The following is a 15,685-nucleotide window of genomic DNA, read 5'->3' on the forward strand; positions in this document are numbered from 1 at the left end:
AGAAGGTTACAGGAGCGATAACAGGGCCTCGAGCGGCTCGAACCACACGGCCGCCACGAGCACGGCCAGGAACACGTACGAGCCACGTATGAGTAACATCGTCGCGAGCGCAGCGTCCCCACGGCGAGCGATAGCGGCGACGAGACCGAAGGCCGCGATAGCGAGCAGCGCCCCTGGTGGAAAGAAACCCAGCGCGACCATGAGGACGACAATCGCCATCCCAGTCGCCATCAGCCCGTACGCGAGCGTATACGCTCGAGCGGGGCCGACGACCACGGCGACCGTCCGTTTTCGAATCGAGCGGTCGTAGTCGTAGTCTTTGGTGTCGTCGATGACTTTGATACCGGAGAGTAATACGAGAAAGACGATGGCGAACGCGATAGGGACTGGTGCCAGTGACGTCGCTTGCACGTAGTAGCCACCCAGGATACTCAGCGCGATGCCCGCTGGATAGCCCATCGTGGCCGAAATCGGGTGCATGTCCAGTTGCGGGGCGTGAAAGTACGCGATTATCCAGGCAGGGACGGTGAGTGCGACCGCAATCGGGCCGACAGCCAGCCACAGTAATACACAGCAAACGGCGAACAGAGCCGACGAGGCAGTGAGCCCGAGCCGACAACCAGCCACAGTGAGCGGATGATCGTCGTCTTCACCCCGAACGTGGAAATCGATGTAGCCGTCCTTGACGTGTGCCGTGTAGACCGCCGCAAACATCGCCAGGACGTGGATGGTGGCGACGCCTGGGTCGGCCCCACGAGCCAGAATAGCCCCGAATAGTGAGGCTGCAAGCGGCGGCAACATAAACACCGGATGCACCTGCGACCAGTAGGCTCGAGCGGCCGCCTCGAAGCCACTGGCGTCTCTCACGAGGGACATGGAGCGTACTATGCTCTCACGTGACATAATTGTGAAGGCGAGGGCAAGCCCATCCAGGAACCGCTCACATCACGTACCGAGCGGATTGGGCCACCCAAAAGGCCAGGCGAATAGCGAACGAATAGCCGTTACGATGGACAAAGACGATTCCGACACCGCACTCGAGGACCGCGTCACCCTGCTTCACGAGCGACTCGAAGCAACGGCCGAATTGCCGATCGACCACCGAACGAACCGCTGGCTTGGCGAGGCAGAAGCCGTCGTCCGAGATGCGGCTATGAATCCGCTCGATGAAGCGACTACAAAAAAGCGAGTTAGTCAGGCCAAACACTTACTCGAGGAAGCCGATACAACTGGAAACGATAAGGCGGACGAACACCTCGAGGCTGCACTGGTCTTGTGTCACTCGATTCTCGAGGAAGATTGAGTTTTGACACTGGTACGTTTCGGGAAACACACACCTATATTAAGGTGATGTCGTTTCACACGAATTGCCGCTCGTCGCTACCTACTTCATCGACTGTATTGGAGAGCGTACTGTCCCGAAATGGGAGACATTCACATGAGTTACAATCGACGATCCGTTTTACAGGGTATCGGTGCGATGGGTGCAACGCTGGCCTTTTCGGGCCTCGCAAGTGCGGCAAACGGCAGTACCAGATTTATTGCACGGGTCACAAACCGAGGAACAGAACGACTCGAGCGAGCAGGCTACACTGTACACTCCTCACTGGCCGGTGGCGACATCGTTCTCCTCTCGGGTGACGGAACACCGGAGGACATAGCGGCCGTTCGTGGCGTCAAAACCGCCGCGTACGACTTCGAGTTCGAACTCGAGTCCCCGGCAGTGACGGCGGATGTCGACGTCGCGATGGACGACGACTTCTACGACGAGTATCTCTGGGATAAACAGATACAGGAGGTAAAAGAGGCCCACGAGTATGCGACCGGGACTGGTCGGCAAATCGCCGTCATCGATACCGGAATCGACGACACCCACCCGGATCTCACGGTCGACACCGACGCGAGCGTCTCGATTATCGACGGCGACTTCGGTGAACACACCGGCGATGTGGGCGACCACGGCACACACGTGGCCGGGACCGTAGCCGGGAACGGTACACTCGGCATGCTCGGCACCGCTCCTGACGCGACCCTCCTTTCCGTTCGCATCTTCGACGACGACGGGGGAGCAGCATTCGGTGACGTCCTCCTCGGCATGGAGTACGCGGCTTCGGTCGGTGCCGACGCGGCAAACATGAGCCTCGGGACGCCACCCATACCGCCACAGGAGAACGCAGCCCAGTATCGACGGTTCATGGAATCCGTCGCGAACGGCGTAACGAAGGAAGGGACGGTACTCGTCGGTTCGGCAGGCAACTCGGATACCAGCCTTCAACAGGGCGGCCTGTTCACGCTCCCGAACAGCCTCGCCGGCGTCGTCTCGGTGAGCGCAAGTGCACCCAACGACGAGCGAGCGTTCTACTCGAACTACGGCACGAACGAGGTCACCGTCGGTGCACCGGGTGGCGGATACGAAACGGAAGCAAAAACCCTCAGCGAAGACCCGGCTGAGGTCGAGTGGCCGTTCCCGCTGAATCTCGTCTTCTCGACGATTCCACTGGACGACGGCGGCTACGGCTGGAAAGCCGGCACTTCGATGGCCGCCCCACAGGTCGCCGGACTCGTCGCACTGGTTCGCGAACTCGAGCCAACGACAAACGCCCGCCAGGTGACCAACGCCATTGCCCACGGTGGGCAAGGAGCAAACGGGAGAAGCGACGACGAGTTCGGTGCCGGACGAACGAACGCACTCGAGACCGTCCGACGACTGTCCTGAAATCGGTCATACTCAACTGGAAACCGACCTTCGTACCCAACTGGAAACCGACTTACCGAACCGCGTCCGTGGCCGCGTGCATAATCTCGAGCGCGTCTTTCAGGTCCTCCATGCCTGTCGCATACGAGAGGCGGGCGTAGCCCTCGCCGTTCGCGCCGAAGGCCTCTCCGGGAACGACGACGACGCCTCGAGAGAGGACTTCGTCACACCAGCCCTCGGGTACCTTCGGCATCGCGTAGAACGCGCCCTGGGGGGTCGGTACTTCGAGACCCGCATCCTCGAGGCCGTCGAGGACGACGTCGCGGCGCTCCTGAAAGGACTCACGCATCTCTGTGACACAATCCTGTGGACCCGAGAGCGCGGCTTCGGCGGCGTACTGGGCCGGGGCGGAGGCACAGGCCTGACAGTACTGGTGGACCCGAAGCATGCGTTCGATGCGTCGATTCGAGCCGATGACCCAGCCCAGCCGCCAGCCGGTCATCGAGTACGTTTTCGAGCAGGCGCTCACGACGACCACGTTGTCCGTGTTCGCGTACGCGAGCGGCGAGTGGTGTTCGCCCTCGAAGACGATGTGTTCGTACACCTCATCGGAGATACAGAGGACGTCGTGTTCGTCGGCAATCCGAGCAAACTCGCGAATGTCGGCCTCACTCTGGACGGCACCCGTGGGGTTCCCGGGGCTGTTGATCACGAAGGCGGCCGTCTCGTCGGTGATCGCCGCCTCGACGGCAGCGGGGTCGAGTGTCAGGTCCGCTCGAAGGTCGACCGGTTTGGGGGTCCCGCCAGCCAGTTTCGTCAGGGCATCGTACGCGACGAATCCGGGATCCGGGAAGATGACTTCCTGACCGGGGTCGACGTGTGCCTCGAGCGCCAGGTGAAGCGCTTCGCTGCCCCCTGCAGTCACGATAGCGTCGTTCGGGTCGACGTCGATGCCGTAGTTGCGGTCGTACGCGCTCGAGATAGCCTCCCGGAGCGGGAGAATGCCTTTGTTGGAGGTGTAGGCGTCGGTGTCTCCCGACTGGATGGCGTCGATGGCAGCCTGTCGGGCGTGATCGGGCGTCGGAAAGTCAGGTTGTCCGATGCCGAGGTTGATCGCATCGTCGCCGGCCGCTTCGAACACTTCGCGGATGCCGCTGATCGATACCGCCTCGACACGGGTGGAAAACTCCGCCATATCCATATGCGCGTGGGCCACCCCGATAACTGTTGATACGTGCCGGCGAAGAGTGCAAGATCAAGACCTGTTCAGTCAACAACCCCGACCTCAAGGGTCGGGGTTCTCGTCCTGCACCGCCTATAGACCACGAACCTGGCTGACAGGCCCCGGGACTGTATACGAGCAGGCCCAGCCGATCGTGTCATCGACACACGACTGAAGTCGTGGGCTTCCTCCTTGCATTTCTGTGATCTGAGAGGCCACTCGAGCGAAAACGGACACTCGAGTGCCAGCCGGAACACATTTACTCCCGGTCTGATATGTACCCGACAATGATGGATCGGAGAACAGCACTCGCCGCCGGGTGTACCGGACTGGTGTCGGCGACTGCTGGCTGCATCGGCTTCGTGCTGGGCGACGAATCACTCGAGTACATCGCCGAGCCGATTTTGCCGTCGGAACCGGCCCTCGAACGGACGGGCTACGAACTGAGCGATCAGGGCTGGCTAGGAATCGGCGAGACGATCGGCGAGCGCGATATCGGTGCCGCCGCGTGGTCTGGGACCTACACGAACGACGTCACGATTCAGGGCCAGAGTCAGGAAGCAGCTATCTTCGCGTGCCTCTCCATGCCCAAAATCGAAGTCGCCGGCTCACCGATCAATCCCTTCGCCGATATGACCCCGCGAGAACTGCTCGAGGAGTTTGGCGACGAAGTCGATTCGGAGTTCGACGACATCGCCCAGCCACAACCGACTGGCGACTCATTTTCGCTCCCGATGCTTGGTGAGGCGCGGATCATCGAGGAGTTCATTTCCGAGACGAGAATACAGGGTGAGCCCATCGAGTTGCTCCTCTGGATCACCACGTTCACCCACCGGGATGACGTTATCATCGTATTCGGAGGGTTCCCGAGACAACTCGCCGACGAAGGGGTTCTCATCGAAGACCTGATGGAGTCCGTCGAGCATCCACCGGAAGGCGACCGCGGCATTCCGGAGGCGAACACTGACGAAGGTATCGACGACGGGTTGTGAGGGGGCTCGAGGCAGGATGGACTCGAGAAGACGACCGCTGAAATCCAGTCGCTACATACAAGTTACGGAAGAAGTCGTCGCCACGTTGCTCTCGTCGAGCTACTCGAGACCCCCGAAATCTCGCTCCGAAGTTACTCTCGGCGCTTACTGACTCGCGTCGAGCCAGTTTTCGGGTCGATGTGAACGTGGTAGCGACCGTCATCGGTCGTCGCCGGAACGATCCAGGTGCCTCGAGTCTGGTGTGGAAGCGAGGTTTCGATGTCGGTGCAGCCCTCCGCCTCGAGTGCGTCGTATGCCGCAACGGCTGCTGATTCGATGGAGCCGATACGAGTTGTGCCAGGCCGGGAAGTGAGTGTGTCGGTCATGGTCGGAGCCCTCGTCCGTGCCTACGGTTCACACAGTCATGTATATCGCAGATGATTCCCACTGAACGGGAACAGAGGTGAACGGACTATTTGTTCGGAACTCTGCCGTTGTTAACTGGCCCAGGGTTCGACCTCGAAGGGATTCGCTTGTTCTGTCAGCGGTTAAAAATTCACGTAATTACATAAGGCTTGAGTTTAATGTACGACTTGCATGTCTGCAACACCACAAGTTACGGACAGATCGGCATTCAAAGAAGGGTCGCTCGGGATGCAGGCCCTCCTCGCGATAATCACACTTGGCCTGTATACGATTTACTGGACGTACAAAACGGCAAACACCCTCGATCAGGGAACAGACCAGAGCCTAACCCCAATCTTGGCAGTCATTCCAGTCGTGAACATTATCGCATTCTGGCAGATTTCCAACGCGGGCGAGGCTGTTACGGAGCAGGGTGCAATACCCGTTTTCCTCTTGTTCCTTTTCTTCCCGATAATCTCTTGGTATTGGGTCCAGAGTGGGATTAATTCCGTCGCATCCCAGTAACGACCCAACCCAATTAGAACAGAAACGAGCACAGCCGAACGGCGCCACGTTCGCTTGCGCTATCCACGCTTGTACGTGACACCCGACCCCGTCGTCGGATACTCCCAGCTGACGTTGTCGTACGGGCAGGCAAACCGGCAACTCGAGCACTCGAGACAGTTCTCGTAGGCGATGGTCGGCAGATCGTCGGTATCCTCCCGACGCCAGACGTCGGCAGGGCAGACCGCCATACAATCACTCGTTTCACACGAGTCCGTACAGATGTCCGGGACCTTCACGTCGAGGTGGGACTCACCGGGGTCGTCGTAGGACACCGTGTACAGTCGGTCTTCCATCGAGTCGTTTTGCATCGTCGGAACCTGTGGGGTTGCACTCATTGTTATCTCACCAGTTTACGGTATCGCAGGGCCAGTTTCGTTGCGCCTTTCCAGCCACCCAGCGTCTCGAATATCCGCTGTTTGGCGGCTTTCGCGTGGGTCGCTTTCGGGGAGCGGTCCATCCGGAAGTACTCGGTGCTCGCGTCCGCAATCGCCCGCGGTAGCTGTTCGAACAGCAGATCACGGTCCTCTTCGACGCGCTCGGTGAGCCACGCGTAGCGCTCGAGATTTTGCACCACGTACGAGTTCTCGAGGCGCTCGGGGTACGACTGGAGCGCGGACGCCCCCGTCTTCCCGTTTTCTGCGGCCTCGGCGATTGCGTCGCCGGCGTAGTAGCCGCTTTCGACGGCCATGTTCGTCCCCTCGAGGTGGACGCCATTGTTGAGGACGAGGCCCGCAGCGTCGCCGACGATGACCGCCCCGTCGTGGACGAGATCGGGCATCGTCTCGGCGCCGCCCTCGGGAATCGTCTTCGCGCTGTACTCGACGGTTCGGGCGTCTTTCAGCAACGGTGCGACGGCCGGGTGGCTCTTGAACAGGTTCAGCGTCTCCTCGGGCGACTGGCGTTTGGTCGCCGCGTCGTCGAGGCTGTAAGCGACACCGACACTGACCGTGTCGTCGTTCGTGTAGATGAACCCGCCACCGTAGGCCTCGCCGACGGCCCCTTCACCGAAGTAATGATAGGAGACACCGGCGTCACCAACCAGCCGGAACCGATCTTCGATAGCTTCGTCGTTCTCGGGGAACTCGAGCACTTCTTTCGCGGCGACAGCGATGTTTGTACGGTCTTCTCTCGCCTTGAGGTCTGCTCCCTCACTCACGAGCGAGTTGCCGCCCTCGGCGAGGACGACGTACGGCGCGCGAATCTCACCATCGGGCCGGTCCGTTTGGACACCGACGATGCCGCCGCCTTCACGGACCAGGTTCGTAACCGTGGTTTCGGTGACGAGGGTCGCACCCGCCTCGACGGCCTGCTCGGCGAACCATTCGTCGAAGTCCCCACGGAATACCGTGTAGGAGTCGTTGTGGGGTTCGCGGTGCCAGTCACCGGGTTTGAGCGAGACAGCAGTCTCGTCGTCGTGGCTCAGCATACTGAAGCGCTTCTCGCCGATGTAGCGCTCGAATGGTGCTGAATCCAGATCGGTTAGCTCCCGGATCGTCGGCGTGTAGAGCACGCCGCCGAAGACGTTCTTCGCCCCCGGGTACTTGCCACGCTCGATAAGCAATGGCTCGAGGCCGCGCTGTGCCATCGTCAGCGCCGCGGCGCTCCCGGCGAGGCCCGCCCCGACGATGATGGCATCGAAGTCGTTGTCGTAGTTCGGTGCCTCGAGGGCGGCGTCGCCAGCCCGCTCGTCGAGGAGTGTCGCACCAGCCGCCTGTGTAGATTTATCGCTCATGCTTTCACCTCCATACCGTCGCGCTCACGAAGCGTCTCCGTCAGCTCCGGGCAGACGGTGGCGAAGTCGCCAACGATGCCGTAGTCGGCGTGTTCGAAGATTGGCGCGTTCGGATCGTTGTTGATCGCGATCACCGTTCCGGATTTGTTCATCCCTTCGATGTGCTGGATAGCACCGCTGATACCGATAGCGACGTACAGTTCGGGTCGGACGGTTTTCCCCGTCTGCCCGACCTGCCTCGAGCCATCGATCCAGCCTTCGTCGACCGCGGCACGACTCGCTGCCAGGTCGGCACCGAGTGCCTCCGCCAGTTCGACAGCCGGGTCGAGGTCACCCTCGACGCCAGCCCCGACGGCAACGATTCGTTCCGCTTCGGTGATATCCGCGGTGTCACCGACCTCGCGCTCGAGCACTTCGCTGAGCGTGTCGGATTCGTCGACCACGACGTCGACAGACGTGATTACATCGTCATCGATTTCGACGTCCGCGTCCCGTTCGCCGGCTTCGAAGACGCCGGGTCGGATGGTCGCCATCTGTGGCCGGTGGTCCTCACAGAGAATCGTCGCGAGGATGTCTCCGCCGAAGGCGGGCCGACGGGCCTGCAAGAGGCCGTCGTCGTCGACATCGATTTCGGTTACGTCGGCCGTCAACCCGGCGTGAGCCGGAACGGCGACTCGTCCGGCGAAGTCACGGCCGGTGTGGGTGCCACCGATGAGGACGATGGTCGGTTTCCGGTCTTCGACCATCGCCCGGAACTGCGCTCCGTAGGGGTCAGCCCGGTAGGGCTCGAACACCGGATCGTCGGCGACGAGAACGCGGTCAGCACCGAGCTCGAGTGCCTCCTCAGCCACGTCATCGACATCCTCGCCGATGACCAGCGCCACGAGGTCCTGTCCCAGTTTGTCCGTGAGCTTCTTGCCTTCCTCGAGCAGTTCCCACGAGACCGGCATGACCTCGCCGGCGTGTTCCTCGATGAACACCCAGACGTCTTCGTAGTCGTCGATATCGATACCACTCCCTGCTGGTGTCTCGCTCATAACATCACCTCCTGGATCTGGTCGGCCAGATCGTCAGCCGAATCGATGACCTCGCTCTTCCGTTCGACTGGCTGGACGGTTTCCATGCCACCAACGGAGGTTGGGGAAACATCGAGGCCGACCTCGTCTTTGATTCCCAGATCCTCGGCAGTCAACTGCACCGGCTCGAAATCGTTTTCGGCGTACAGTTTCCGGTGCAACGGCGCGGGCCGTGGCTCGAACTCGCCGTAGGCGACAGCGACGACGACAGGCAGATCGGCGGCAACGCGCTCGTACCCACCCTCGACGTCGCGCCTGGCGACGAGTTGGTTCGTTTCCGGTCGGGCTTCGACGTCTTCGACGTACGTCAGTTGTGCCCAGCCATTGTGGGCGGCGATGCCCGGCGGCACCTGGCCAGTCGAGGAGTCGGTTGTCTCCTCGCCAGCCATGACGATGTCGGCACCGAGGTAATCGGCCGCCCTCGCCAACGTCAGGCTGGTCGGCCACGTGTCACTCCCGGCGAAGGCACGGTCAGTGATGAGCACGGCATCGTCACAGCCCATCGCGACGGCTTCCTCGAGCACCGGCGTCGCCATCGGCGGCCCCATCGTCATCGCGACGACGCGAGCGTCGACCGCGTCTTTGATCGAGAGGGCCGCCTCGAGGGCGTCTCTGTCCGGCGGGTTCATCACGGCGGGTGCATTTGCCCGGTCCAGGCGACCGGTATCCGGGTCGATACCGACCTCATCTGCGTCGGGCACTTGCTTGACGCCGACGACGATTGTCCATTTCATATGCTCACCTACGTTGACGTAGGGACCGTACAGCCATCATAAATGACCTTGATTCCCAGACGATGGGAAGACATGCCGCCGGTGATTGTGAAAAGTTCGAAATTCGCCACACGGAGTTGACCACTATTGGAAAACGGGCACAAACCGTCCCGCCTCGCGGTTCCCAACGGTGAGATGGGGAAAATTCGAAGTGATACCGTCTGGACGAGTGACCGGTGTCTGGACGCCTCGAGTGGACTACGTTCCGATGAGAGTCACACGTATCCGAGGCGGAACTCCACGACTGAAGTCGGGGATCGATGACTCGAGCCGACGGTGAGTCAGGAAAAATCGAAACGATTGGTCAGTAGAACTCGCGGACGAGGTCCATAGCGTTCTCGGGTGCGCCGTCGGGAATCTCGGCCATGTTCTCGGTGACGCCGTGTTGTTCGTGGTACGGCACCGAGTTCTCGTTCTGGTACATCACGCCCTGGTACTCCTTGTCGCTGTCGAGGATGACGTCTTTGGCGGCCTCGAGGTCGTGACGGTCGTGACTGTCCTCTTTGAGGTCGACCAGCGAGTCACGGAAGTAGTCGTAGGTGTCCACGTCGTTGAACGTGACACACGGGCTGAAGACGTTGACGAAGCCGAAGCCGTCGTGTTCGATGGCCTCTTCGATGATTTCGGCGTGACGGAGCGCGTCCGACGCGAACGACTGAGCGATGAAGGTCGCCCCGGAAGCGAGTGCGAGTGCAAGCGGGTTGACCGGTGGCTGCTGTGGCCCTTCGGGCGTCGTCGAGGTCTCGAAATCCGAGCGCGAGGTCGGCGAAGCCTGGCCTTTGGTGAGGCCATAAATGCGGTTGTCCATGACCACGTAGGTCATATCGACGTTGCGGCGAACGGCGTGGACGAAGTGACCGGCACCGATGGAATAGCCGTCACCGTCACCGCCGGCGGCCATCACTTCGATATCCGGACGGGCCATTTTGACGCCGGTCGCCACGGGCAGTGCACGACCGTGGACGCCGTGGAGCGCATAGGCGTGCATGTAGGTCCCGATCTTCCCGGAGCAGCCGATGCCAGCCACGAGGAACGTGTTGTCCGGATCGTTCCCCGTGTTGGCGAGCGCTTTCATCATGCCGTTCATCGTCCCGAAGTCACCACAGCCGGGACACCAGGTCGGTTGTTTGTCCGATTTGAAATCGGTGAATCGGACGTCTGATTGGGAACTCATTGTGCTGGAGCCTCCGCAGAGATTTTCGCCGCAATTGCATCGGCGAGTTCGTCCGCCTTGAAGCGGACACCCGTGTACTTGTTGATGCGGTCGACGCGGGTGAGCGTATCGTGTTCGATCACGTCTGCGAACTGGCCGGTCGCGTTACACTCGACGACAATTACGTTCTCGGCATCCGTAACGTCGTCGGTCAGGTCCGGGCGCGGGAAGATGTATGGCACCGAAACGACGCGGACGTCGACCCCGTCGTCCTCGAGGTACTCGAGCGCTTCGACGAGCGCACCCTCGTTGGACCCCCAGGAGATGACGAGGTTGTCGGCGTTCTCGTTGCCGAACTCGCGGTAGTCCCAGTCTTCTTCCGCTCTGGCCGTCTCGACCTTGCGGTTGCGTTTGTCGACCTGCTCGACGCGAACGTCGGTGTCCTCCGTTCGTCGACCGAGCTCGTCGTGTTCGAGACCCGTGCTCATGTGCGCACCGTCGGTCATACCGGGAATCGCGCGCGGGCTGACACCGTCGTCGGTGGCGGCGTGAGCGCGGAATCTCCCCTGCTCGTCCAGCCAGGTTTCGACGTCCTCGTCCTCGAGGAGTTTGCCACGGTCGACTTCGACGGCGTCCATGTCGAACGTCTCCGGGGCGAACGTCTGTTCGGTGACCGCGAGTGCGAGGTCTGCGACCACGTAGACCGGCGTCTGGTACTTCTCGGCGTAGTTGAACGCCTCGACGGTCTTCCAGAAACACTCGGCAATGGTGGTCGGCGCGACCACGAAACGCGGAATCTCGCCGTGACCACCGTACAGCGTCATGTTCAGGTCGCCCTGTTCTTGTTTGGTGGGCATCCCGGTCGACGGGCCCGAACGCATCACGTCGACGATGACGAGCGGGGTTTCGCTCGTGGCGACGAGTCCGAACGTTTCGGCCATCAGGTCGATACCAGGACCGGACGTCGCCGTCATGGACCGAGCGCCGGCGCGCGCCGCACCGAGCGCCATGTTGATCGCCGATAGCTCGTCTTCGGCCTGAACGACGTGGCCGCCGTAGTGTTCGATTCGACCGGTCAGATACTCCATCACGTTCGTCGCTGGCGTGATGGGATAGCCGGCGTAGAACCGACAGCCGGCGGCGAGTGCGCCCATCCCGATGGCTTCGTCACCGTTGAGCAGGACGTAGTCGTTGTCGGTCGTCTCGAGGTCGTAGCCCAGTTCCAGGTCGTAATTTTCACGAACGTAATCGCGACCCTTGCGGGCGGCTTCGCGGTTGTTTTCGACGATTTTCGATCCCTTCCCGCCGAAGCGTTTCTCGAGGGATTCGTCGAGGTACTCGACGTCGAAGCCGGTGAGTTCACACGCAGCACCGAGCGCGACGACGTTGAGCATGATTGCACCGCCTGCCTCCTCTGCAAGCGTTTTTAGCGGTACGTCGACGGCAGTGATTTCGTCAGGAATCTCGGCCTCCCACGAGCGCTCGCCGTCGTAGATGACGGCGCTTCCCTCGTGGAGTTCGTCGAGGTTCTCGTCGATGGTTCGCTGGGTGAGCGCGACGAGAATGTCGAGCCGATCGACGACACTCTGTACGCGATCTGTCGAGGTCCGAATCTTGTAGGCGGTGTACCCGCCCCGGATCCGCGACGCGAAATCCTTCGACGTAAAGACGTGTCGTCCGGCTCTGGAGAGTGCCTGGGCGAAAATTTTCCCTGTGGAGTCGATCCCGTCACCGGCCTCGCCTCCGATTGCCCAGTTTAAGTCCTCGGTCATGTCGTGACGGACGTTGCCCGTAAGGCATCAAAAGACTTCTGAAACCCCACCCAACCCGTAGCCGGAGCTAATTGTTAACCTCGTTTGTAGTAACTGTTTATCAGCATTCGAAGACAAACCACCGACCCCCTGCGCTCGGGGTGATTCACGCTGCCAAAGCCATCGGTATAGTAGCCAGTGAAAGTCATTGCACACCCTACCGCAAGACTACGTCGGGATAGGTGTGTAAATCGTTTCAATGGCTACTATGGGATTCGAGTACACGAACTCGGAAAACCTCGCTCGAGCGGCCGGGAAGCAAACACCTTTGAAGCGACCGCCGGAAGACTTCGTGCATGGACCGGACGGACGCCACCGTCGAATCAGTCACCGAAGTCGGACCGTCGACCATCGCAATCGAACTCGAGAGCCCGGCCGCGTTCGAGGCCCTGCCGGGACAGTTCGTCCTCCTTCGAGCGACACCCGACGACGAGGAGATAACACGATACTACACGCTTTCCTCACCCACCGTCGAGGAGACGTTCGAAATCACGGTCGGTATCGATCCCGAGGGTGAACTCGCGCCGTGGCTCGCCGAACTCGAGGCCGGAGATGCAGTATCCATCGAAGGCCCCTACGGGAAAGTCGCCTACGAGGGCAATCAGGACGTCGTCGCCGTCGCCGGGGGACCCGGTGTCGGTCCGGCAGTCGCTATCGCCGAGGCCGCAAAGGCCGCCGGCCACGACGCCGCGGTCATCTATCAAGACGACGAACCGGCGCACGTCGACCGACTCGAGGCTCTGGAGGCCGCCGGATGCACGACCACGCTCATCGACGACGGGGACGACGAGAACCTCGAGGAAGCTATCGAGGCCCATCTCGAGGGAGGCCAGTTCTACGTTTTCGGCTTCGAGGACTTCGTCACGCAGGTTGCAGACGCCATCGAGGCTGCCGGCGGCGACCCCGACGACGCGTTGATCGAGAATTTCGGGTAATATCGGCTCGAGGGATATTTCTCGAAGAGAGGGAATATCCACGATTTATATTCTTTCACGGGCCACTGGTTGCGTATGACCCTCGTCGTTCCCTTCGATGGCTCGCCACTCGCGAAAGCGGCGCTCATTCGAGCCGCTGACTTCGAGCGCGTTCTCAATGACTCTCTCGTCGTTCTCTCGGTTATCCCCCGTGAAAACACCGGCTACGCTCGAGACCGAGGCTGGCTCGAACCCGGCGAAGCCTTCGATCTCGACCGAATTACGGAGGGACTGGCGGAAGATATCGAAACCCTCGCGCCCAGTGCAACGTTCCGGTATCGTGTTGTCGACCGATATGCGACCGCTGGCACCATCGCGATCAAACTCCGACAGATGGCACAGGAGGTCGACGCCTCCATGGTCTTCGTCGGCAGCGAGAACGCCGGCCGAATCGTCACCTCCCTCAGTTCGATCGGAACCAACGTCGCCGCCGACAATGCCTACGACGTCGTCATCGTCCGAAATCGAAAACCGGAGAAGATCGAGCGACGGAAGGAACGGCACTCGAGGGAGTGACGTCGAAATCTGACCACGAGTGCGAGACGACCAAACCTGACCAAACTCTAGTAACCGAAACCGTCCGGAAATCCTCGTTACTTCCCAACAGTCCCGCCTAGAAGCCGACCGCCTGTCCGTCCTTTCGCGGTTCCGTCGCGCCGGTGAGCACGTCATCAGTTCGTCGCACGAGCTGGGCACCACCGAACAGCGACGGCTGAAGGATGCGAACGTCGTGGCCTTTTCTGACGAGGCCGGTCTGTGCCGGGAGTCGCTCCTCCACGCCGAGCGTCCCGTCCTCGCGGTAGCGCCATCGAGGCGCGTCCAGCGCTTCCTGTTCCCCCATCCCGTAGTCGACGAGATTCGAGATGACCTGCAGGTGGCCCTGTGGCTGCATATACCCACCCATGACGCCAAAGGCTGCCCAGTCGTCCTCGTCGAACTTCGCAATGGCCGGCACGAGCGTGTGGAACGGCCGTTTCCCCGGCTCGAGCGAGTTCGGGTGGTCAGCATTGAGTGAGAACGACGCGCCCCGGTTTTGCAGGGCGATGCCGGTGTCTCCAGCAACGATCCCGCTGCCGAAGCCAGCGAAGCGGGAGTTGATGTACGAAACCAGGTTCCCCTCGCTGTCGCCCACGGTGAGCAACACGGTGTCGGCGTCCTCGGCAGCGTTCGTCGGTACGCCAACCTCAGGGTCCTGAATCGGTGTGTCGCCGATCGCTGCCGCTCGCTCACGCGCAAAGGCTTTGGAAGCTAGCGGCGGCACCGTCTCGTATTCGGGGTCGGTGATGTAGTGGTGGCCGTCGACGAACGCGAGTTTCATCGCCTCCGCGAACGCGTGGACGCGTTCGGGCGAGTCGTAGGGATGGTCACCCGCGCCGATCTCCTCGGCGATGTTCAACGCCTCGAGGGCGATCAACCCCTGGTTGTTCGGCGGCAGTTCGAACACCTCGGTCCCGTTGTACGTGGTCGAAACCGGTTCCAGGAACTCCGGTTCGAACGCCGCCAGGTCCTCGAGGGTCATGAACCCGCCCTGGTCCTGAATTTCCGCGGCGATGGCCTCGCCGATCTCGCCTTCGTAGACGATATCCGCGCCCTCGTCGGCAATTTTTTGCATCGACTCGCCCAGTCGCTCGAGCGTGACGACCTGTCCGGGGTCGGGTGGCTCCTCCTCGAACAGGTACGCCTCGCGGGCGTGATCGTCCGTAAACAGCCGTGGCGCTCCCTGCCAGTAGTACGAGATGACTTCCGTGACGGGATAGCCGTCGATAGCGTACCGGATGGCCGGCTCGAGGACGTCGGCCAGCGAAAGCGTCCCCAGTTCATCGACGGTGGTCTCCCAGCCGCGAGCGGTCCCCGGAACCGTCACCGCGTGGGGGCCAAGAAACGGCATCTCGAGGTCCTCGTTCTCGTCGCCGCCATCGACCGCATAGCCACGCGCTTCGGGATACCAGGACTCGGCGTCATCGTGCTCGCGGACGGACTGGGAGACGTTCTCGATAGTCGCCTCCGCAGGCGCGCCACCGCAGGCCCGCATCGAACCAACCTCGCCGTCGGCCGTGCGGTACAGCGCGAACACGTCGCCGCCAAGCCCAGTCGAGGTCGGTTCGACGACGTTGAGCGCGGCCGCGGTACCCACGGCGGCGTCGAACGCGTTGCCGCCGTCGCGCAGTATCGACAGCCCTGCCTGTGCCGCGAGCGGTTGGCTCGTCGCAACCATCCCGCCGGTGGCGTGCACTGCCGAGCGTCTCGAGGTGAATCGGTCCAGATCGTACGTCATAGCTCGAGGTTTTCGCTCGAGGGTCTAAAAC

Annotated in this window: 16 protein-coding genes; 6 read left to right on the forward strand and 10 right to left on the reverse strand. The window is 61.5% G+C overall.

Features of this window, described 5'->3' with window-relative positions:
• Positions 1-6: 6 nt before the first annotated feature.
• The gene (locus NLK60_RS05905) at positions 7-876 is read right to left on the reverse strand and encodes a UbiA family prenyltransferase (protein ID WP_254809960.1); all 870 of its coding nucleotides are present in this window, start codon (positions 874-876) and stop codon (positions 7-9) included.
• A 133-nt stretch (positions 877-1,009) separates the two neighbouring features.
• Here NLK60_RS05905 and NLK60_RS05910 point away from each other — a divergent pair, with 133 nt between their 5' ends.
• On the forward strand, positions 1,010-1,303 hold the full coding sequence (locus NLK60_RS05910) for a DUF8152 family protein (protein ID WP_254809961.1): 294 nt from the start codon (positions 1,010-1,012) through the stop codon (positions 1,301-1,303).
• Between the two features lie 135 nt (positions 1,304-1,438).
• On the forward strand, positions 1,439-2,716 hold the full coding sequence (locus tag NLK60_RS05915; protein ID WP_254809962.1) for a S8 family peptidase: 1,278 nt from the start codon (positions 1,439-1,441) through the stop codon (positions 2,714-2,716).
• A gap of 52 nt (positions 2,717-2,768) precedes the next feature.
• On the opposite strand, the gene NLK60_RS05920 is transcribed toward NLK60_RS05915, so the two are convergent.
• A complete protein-coding gene (locus tag NLK60_RS05920) occupies positions 2,769-3,890 on the reverse strand; it encodes a pyridoxal phosphate-dependent aminotransferase (RefSeq protein ID WP_254809963.1) in 1,122 nt (373 codons plus the stop codon).
• 314 nt (positions 3,891-4,204) lie between these two features.
• Here NLK60_RS05920 and NLK60_RS05925 point away from each other — a divergent pair, with 314 nt between their 5' ends.
• Positions 4,205-4,909: a DUF6517 family protein gene (locus NLK60_RS05925; protein ID WP_254809964.1), complete on the forward strand. Its 705-nt coding sequence runs from the start codon at positions 4,205-4,207 to the stop codon at positions 4,907-4,909.
• Positions 4,910-5,040: 131 nt separating this feature from the next.
• Here NLK60_RS05925 and NLK60_RS05930 read toward each other — a convergent pair whose 3' ends face one another.
• Entirely contained in the window at positions 5,041-5,274 is a 234-nt protein-coding gene (locus NLK60_RS05930) for a hypothetical protein (protein WP_254809965.1), read from the reverse strand.
• 211 nt (positions 5,275-5,485) lie between these two features.
• Between NLK60_RS05930 and NLK60_RS05935 the strand changes: the two genes are divergently transcribed.
• The gene (locus NLK60_RS05935; protein WP_254809966.1) at positions 5,486-5,818 is read left to right on the forward strand and encodes a DUF4234 domain-containing protein; all 333 of its coding nucleotides are present in this window, start codon (positions 5,486-5,488) and stop codon (positions 5,816-5,818) included.
• A gap of 59 nt (positions 5,819-5,877) precedes the next feature.
• Here NLK60_RS05935 and NLK60_RS05940 read toward each other — a convergent pair whose 3' ends face one another.
• The 6 genes from NLK60_RS05940 to NLK60_RS05965 form a co-directional block, all read right to left on the reverse strand.
• Positions 5,878-6,195, reverse strand: coding sequence for a ferredoxin family protein (locus NLK60_RS05940; protein WP_254809967.1), 318 nt, complete (start codon positions 6,193-6,195; stop codon positions 5,878-5,880).
• 2 nt (positions 6,196-6,197) lie between these two features.
• The gene (locus NLK60_RS05945; RefSeq protein ID WP_254809968.1) at positions 6,198-7,592 is read right to left on the reverse strand and encodes an FAD-dependent oxidoreductase; all 1,395 of its coding nucleotides are present in this window, start codon (positions 7,590-7,592) and stop codon (positions 6,198-6,200) included.
• On the reverse strand, positions 7,589-8,629 hold the full coding sequence (locus NLK60_RS05950; protein WP_254809969.1) for an electron transfer flavoprotein subunit alpha/FixB family protein: 1,041 nt from the start codon (positions 8,627-8,629) through the stop codon (positions 7,589-7,591). The genes NLK60_RS05945 and NLK60_RS05950 overlap by 4 nt, the downstream gene beginning before the upstream one ends.
• Positions 8,626-9,402 carry an electron transfer flavoprotein subunit beta/FixA family protein gene (locus tag NLK60_RS05955; RefSeq protein ID WP_254809970.1) on the reverse strand — a complete coding sequence of 259 codons (777 nt, stop codon included), beginning with the start codon at positions 9,400-9,402 and terminating at the stop codon, positions 8,626-8,628. Before NLK60_RS05955 ends, NLK60_RS05950 begins: the two co-directional genes overlap by 4 nt.
• Positions 9,403-9,745: 343 nt before the next feature.
• Positions 9,746-10,615, reverse strand: a complete 870-nt coding sequence (locus NLK60_RS05960; protein WP_254809971.1) for a 2-oxoacid:ferredoxin oxidoreductase subunit beta — start codon at positions 10,613-10,615, stop codon at positions 9,746-9,748.
• A complete protein-coding gene (locus NLK60_RS05965; protein WP_254809972.1) occupies positions 10,612-12,366 on the reverse strand; it encodes a 2-oxoacid:acceptor oxidoreductase subunit alpha in 1,755 nt (584 codons plus the stop codon). Before NLK60_RS05965 ends, NLK60_RS05960 begins: the two co-directional genes overlap by 4 nt.
• 335 nt (positions 12,367-12,701) lie before the next feature.
• On the opposite strand from NLK60_RS05965, the gene NLK60_RS05970 reads away from it, so the two are divergent.
• Together NLK60_RS05970 and NLK60_RS05975 are read left to right on the forward strand one after the other, a co-directional pair.
• On the forward strand, positions 12,702-13,340 hold the full coding sequence (locus tag NLK60_RS05970; RefSeq protein WP_254809973.1) for an FAD-dependent oxidoreductase: 639 nt from the start codon (positions 12,702-12,704) through the stop codon (positions 13,338-13,340).
• A 75-nt stretch (positions 13,341-13,415) separates the two neighbouring features.
• Positions 13,416-13,895, forward strand: coding sequence for a universal stress protein (locus tag NLK60_RS05975; RefSeq protein WP_254809974.1), 480 nt, complete (start codon positions 13,416-13,418; stop codon positions 13,893-13,895).
• A 97-nt stretch (positions 13,896-13,992) separates the two neighbouring features.
• Here NLK60_RS05975 and NLK60_RS05980 read toward each other — a convergent pair whose 3' ends face one another.
• Entirely contained in the window at positions 13,993-15,654 is a 1,662-nt protein-coding gene (locus NLK60_RS05980; protein WP_254809975.1) for a gamma-glutamyltransferase family protein, read from the reverse strand.
• Between the last annotated feature and the right edge of the window lie 31 nt (positions 15,655-15,685).

The organism is Natronosalvus amylolyticus, from assembly GCF_024298845.1.
Lineage (GTDB): Archaea > Halobacteriota > Halobacteria > Halobacteriales > Natrialbaceae > Natronosalvus > Natronosalvus amylolyticus.

Bases quoted from the DNA above. Each gene is read 5' to 3' on its own strand.
- NLK60_RS05910 (WP_254809961.1), top strand. From the start codon at position 1,010: ATGGACAAAGACGATTCCGACACCGCACTCGAGGACCGCGTCACCCTG.
- NLK60_RS05940 (WP_254809967.1), bottom strand. From the start codon at position 6,195: ATGAGTGCAACCCCACAGGTTCCGACGATGCAAAACGACTCGATGGAA.
- NLK60_RS05955 (WP_254809970.1), bottom strand. From the start codon at position 9,402: ATGAAATGGACAATCGTCGTCGGCGTCAAGCAAGTGCCCGACGCAGAT.
- NLK60_RS05935 (WP_254809966.1), top strand. From the start codon at position 5,486: ATGTCTGCAACACCACAAGTTACGGACAGATCGGCATTCAAAGAAGGG.
- NLK60_RS05920 (WP_254809963.1), bottom strand. From the start codon at position 3,890: ATGGCGGAGTTTTCCACCCGTGTCGAGGCGGTATCGATCAGCGGCATC.
- NLK60_RS05925 (WP_254809964.1), top strand. From the start codon at position 4,205: ATGATGGATCGGAGAACAGCACTCGCCGCCGGGTGTACCGGACTGGTG.
- NLK60_RS05975 (WP_254809974.1), top strand. From the start codon at position 13,416: ATGACCCTCGTCGTTCCCTTCGATGGCTCGCCACTCGCGAAAGCGGCG.
- NLK60_RS05965 (WP_254809972.1), bottom strand. From the start codon at position 12,366: ATGACCGAGGACTTAAACTGGGCAATCGGAGGCGAGGCCGGTGACGGG.
- NLK60_RS05945 (WP_254809968.1), bottom strand. From the start codon at position 7,592: ATGAGCGATAAATCTACACAGGCGGCTGGTGCGACACTCCTCGACGAG.
- NLK60_RS05915 (WP_254809962.1), top strand. From the start codon at position 1,439: ATGAGTTACAATCGACGATCCGTTTTACAGGGTATCGGTGCGATGGGT.
- NLK60_RS05905 (WP_254809960.1), bottom strand. From the start codon at position 876: ATGTCCCTCGTGAGAGACGCCAGTGGCTTCGAGGCGGCCGCTCGAGCC.
- NLK60_RS05970 (WP_254809973.1), top strand. From the start codon at position 12,702: ATGGACCGGACGGACGCCACCGTCGAATCAGTCACCGAAGTCGGACCG.
- NLK60_RS05950 (WP_254809969.1), bottom strand. From the start codon at position 8,629: ATGAGCGAGACACCAGCAGGGAGTGGTATCGATATCGACGACTACGAA.
- NLK60_RS05960 (WP_254809971.1), bottom strand. From the start codon at position 10,615: ATGAGTTCCCAATCAGACGTCCGATTCACCGATTTCAAATCGGACAAA.
- NLK60_RS05980 (WP_254809975.1), bottom strand. From the start codon at position 15,654: ATGACGTACGATCTGGACCGATTCACCTCGAGACGCTCGGCAGTGCAC.
- NLK60_RS05930 (WP_254809965.1), bottom strand. From the start codon at position 5,274: ATGACCGACACACTCACTTCCCGGCCTGGCACAACTCGTATCGGCTCC.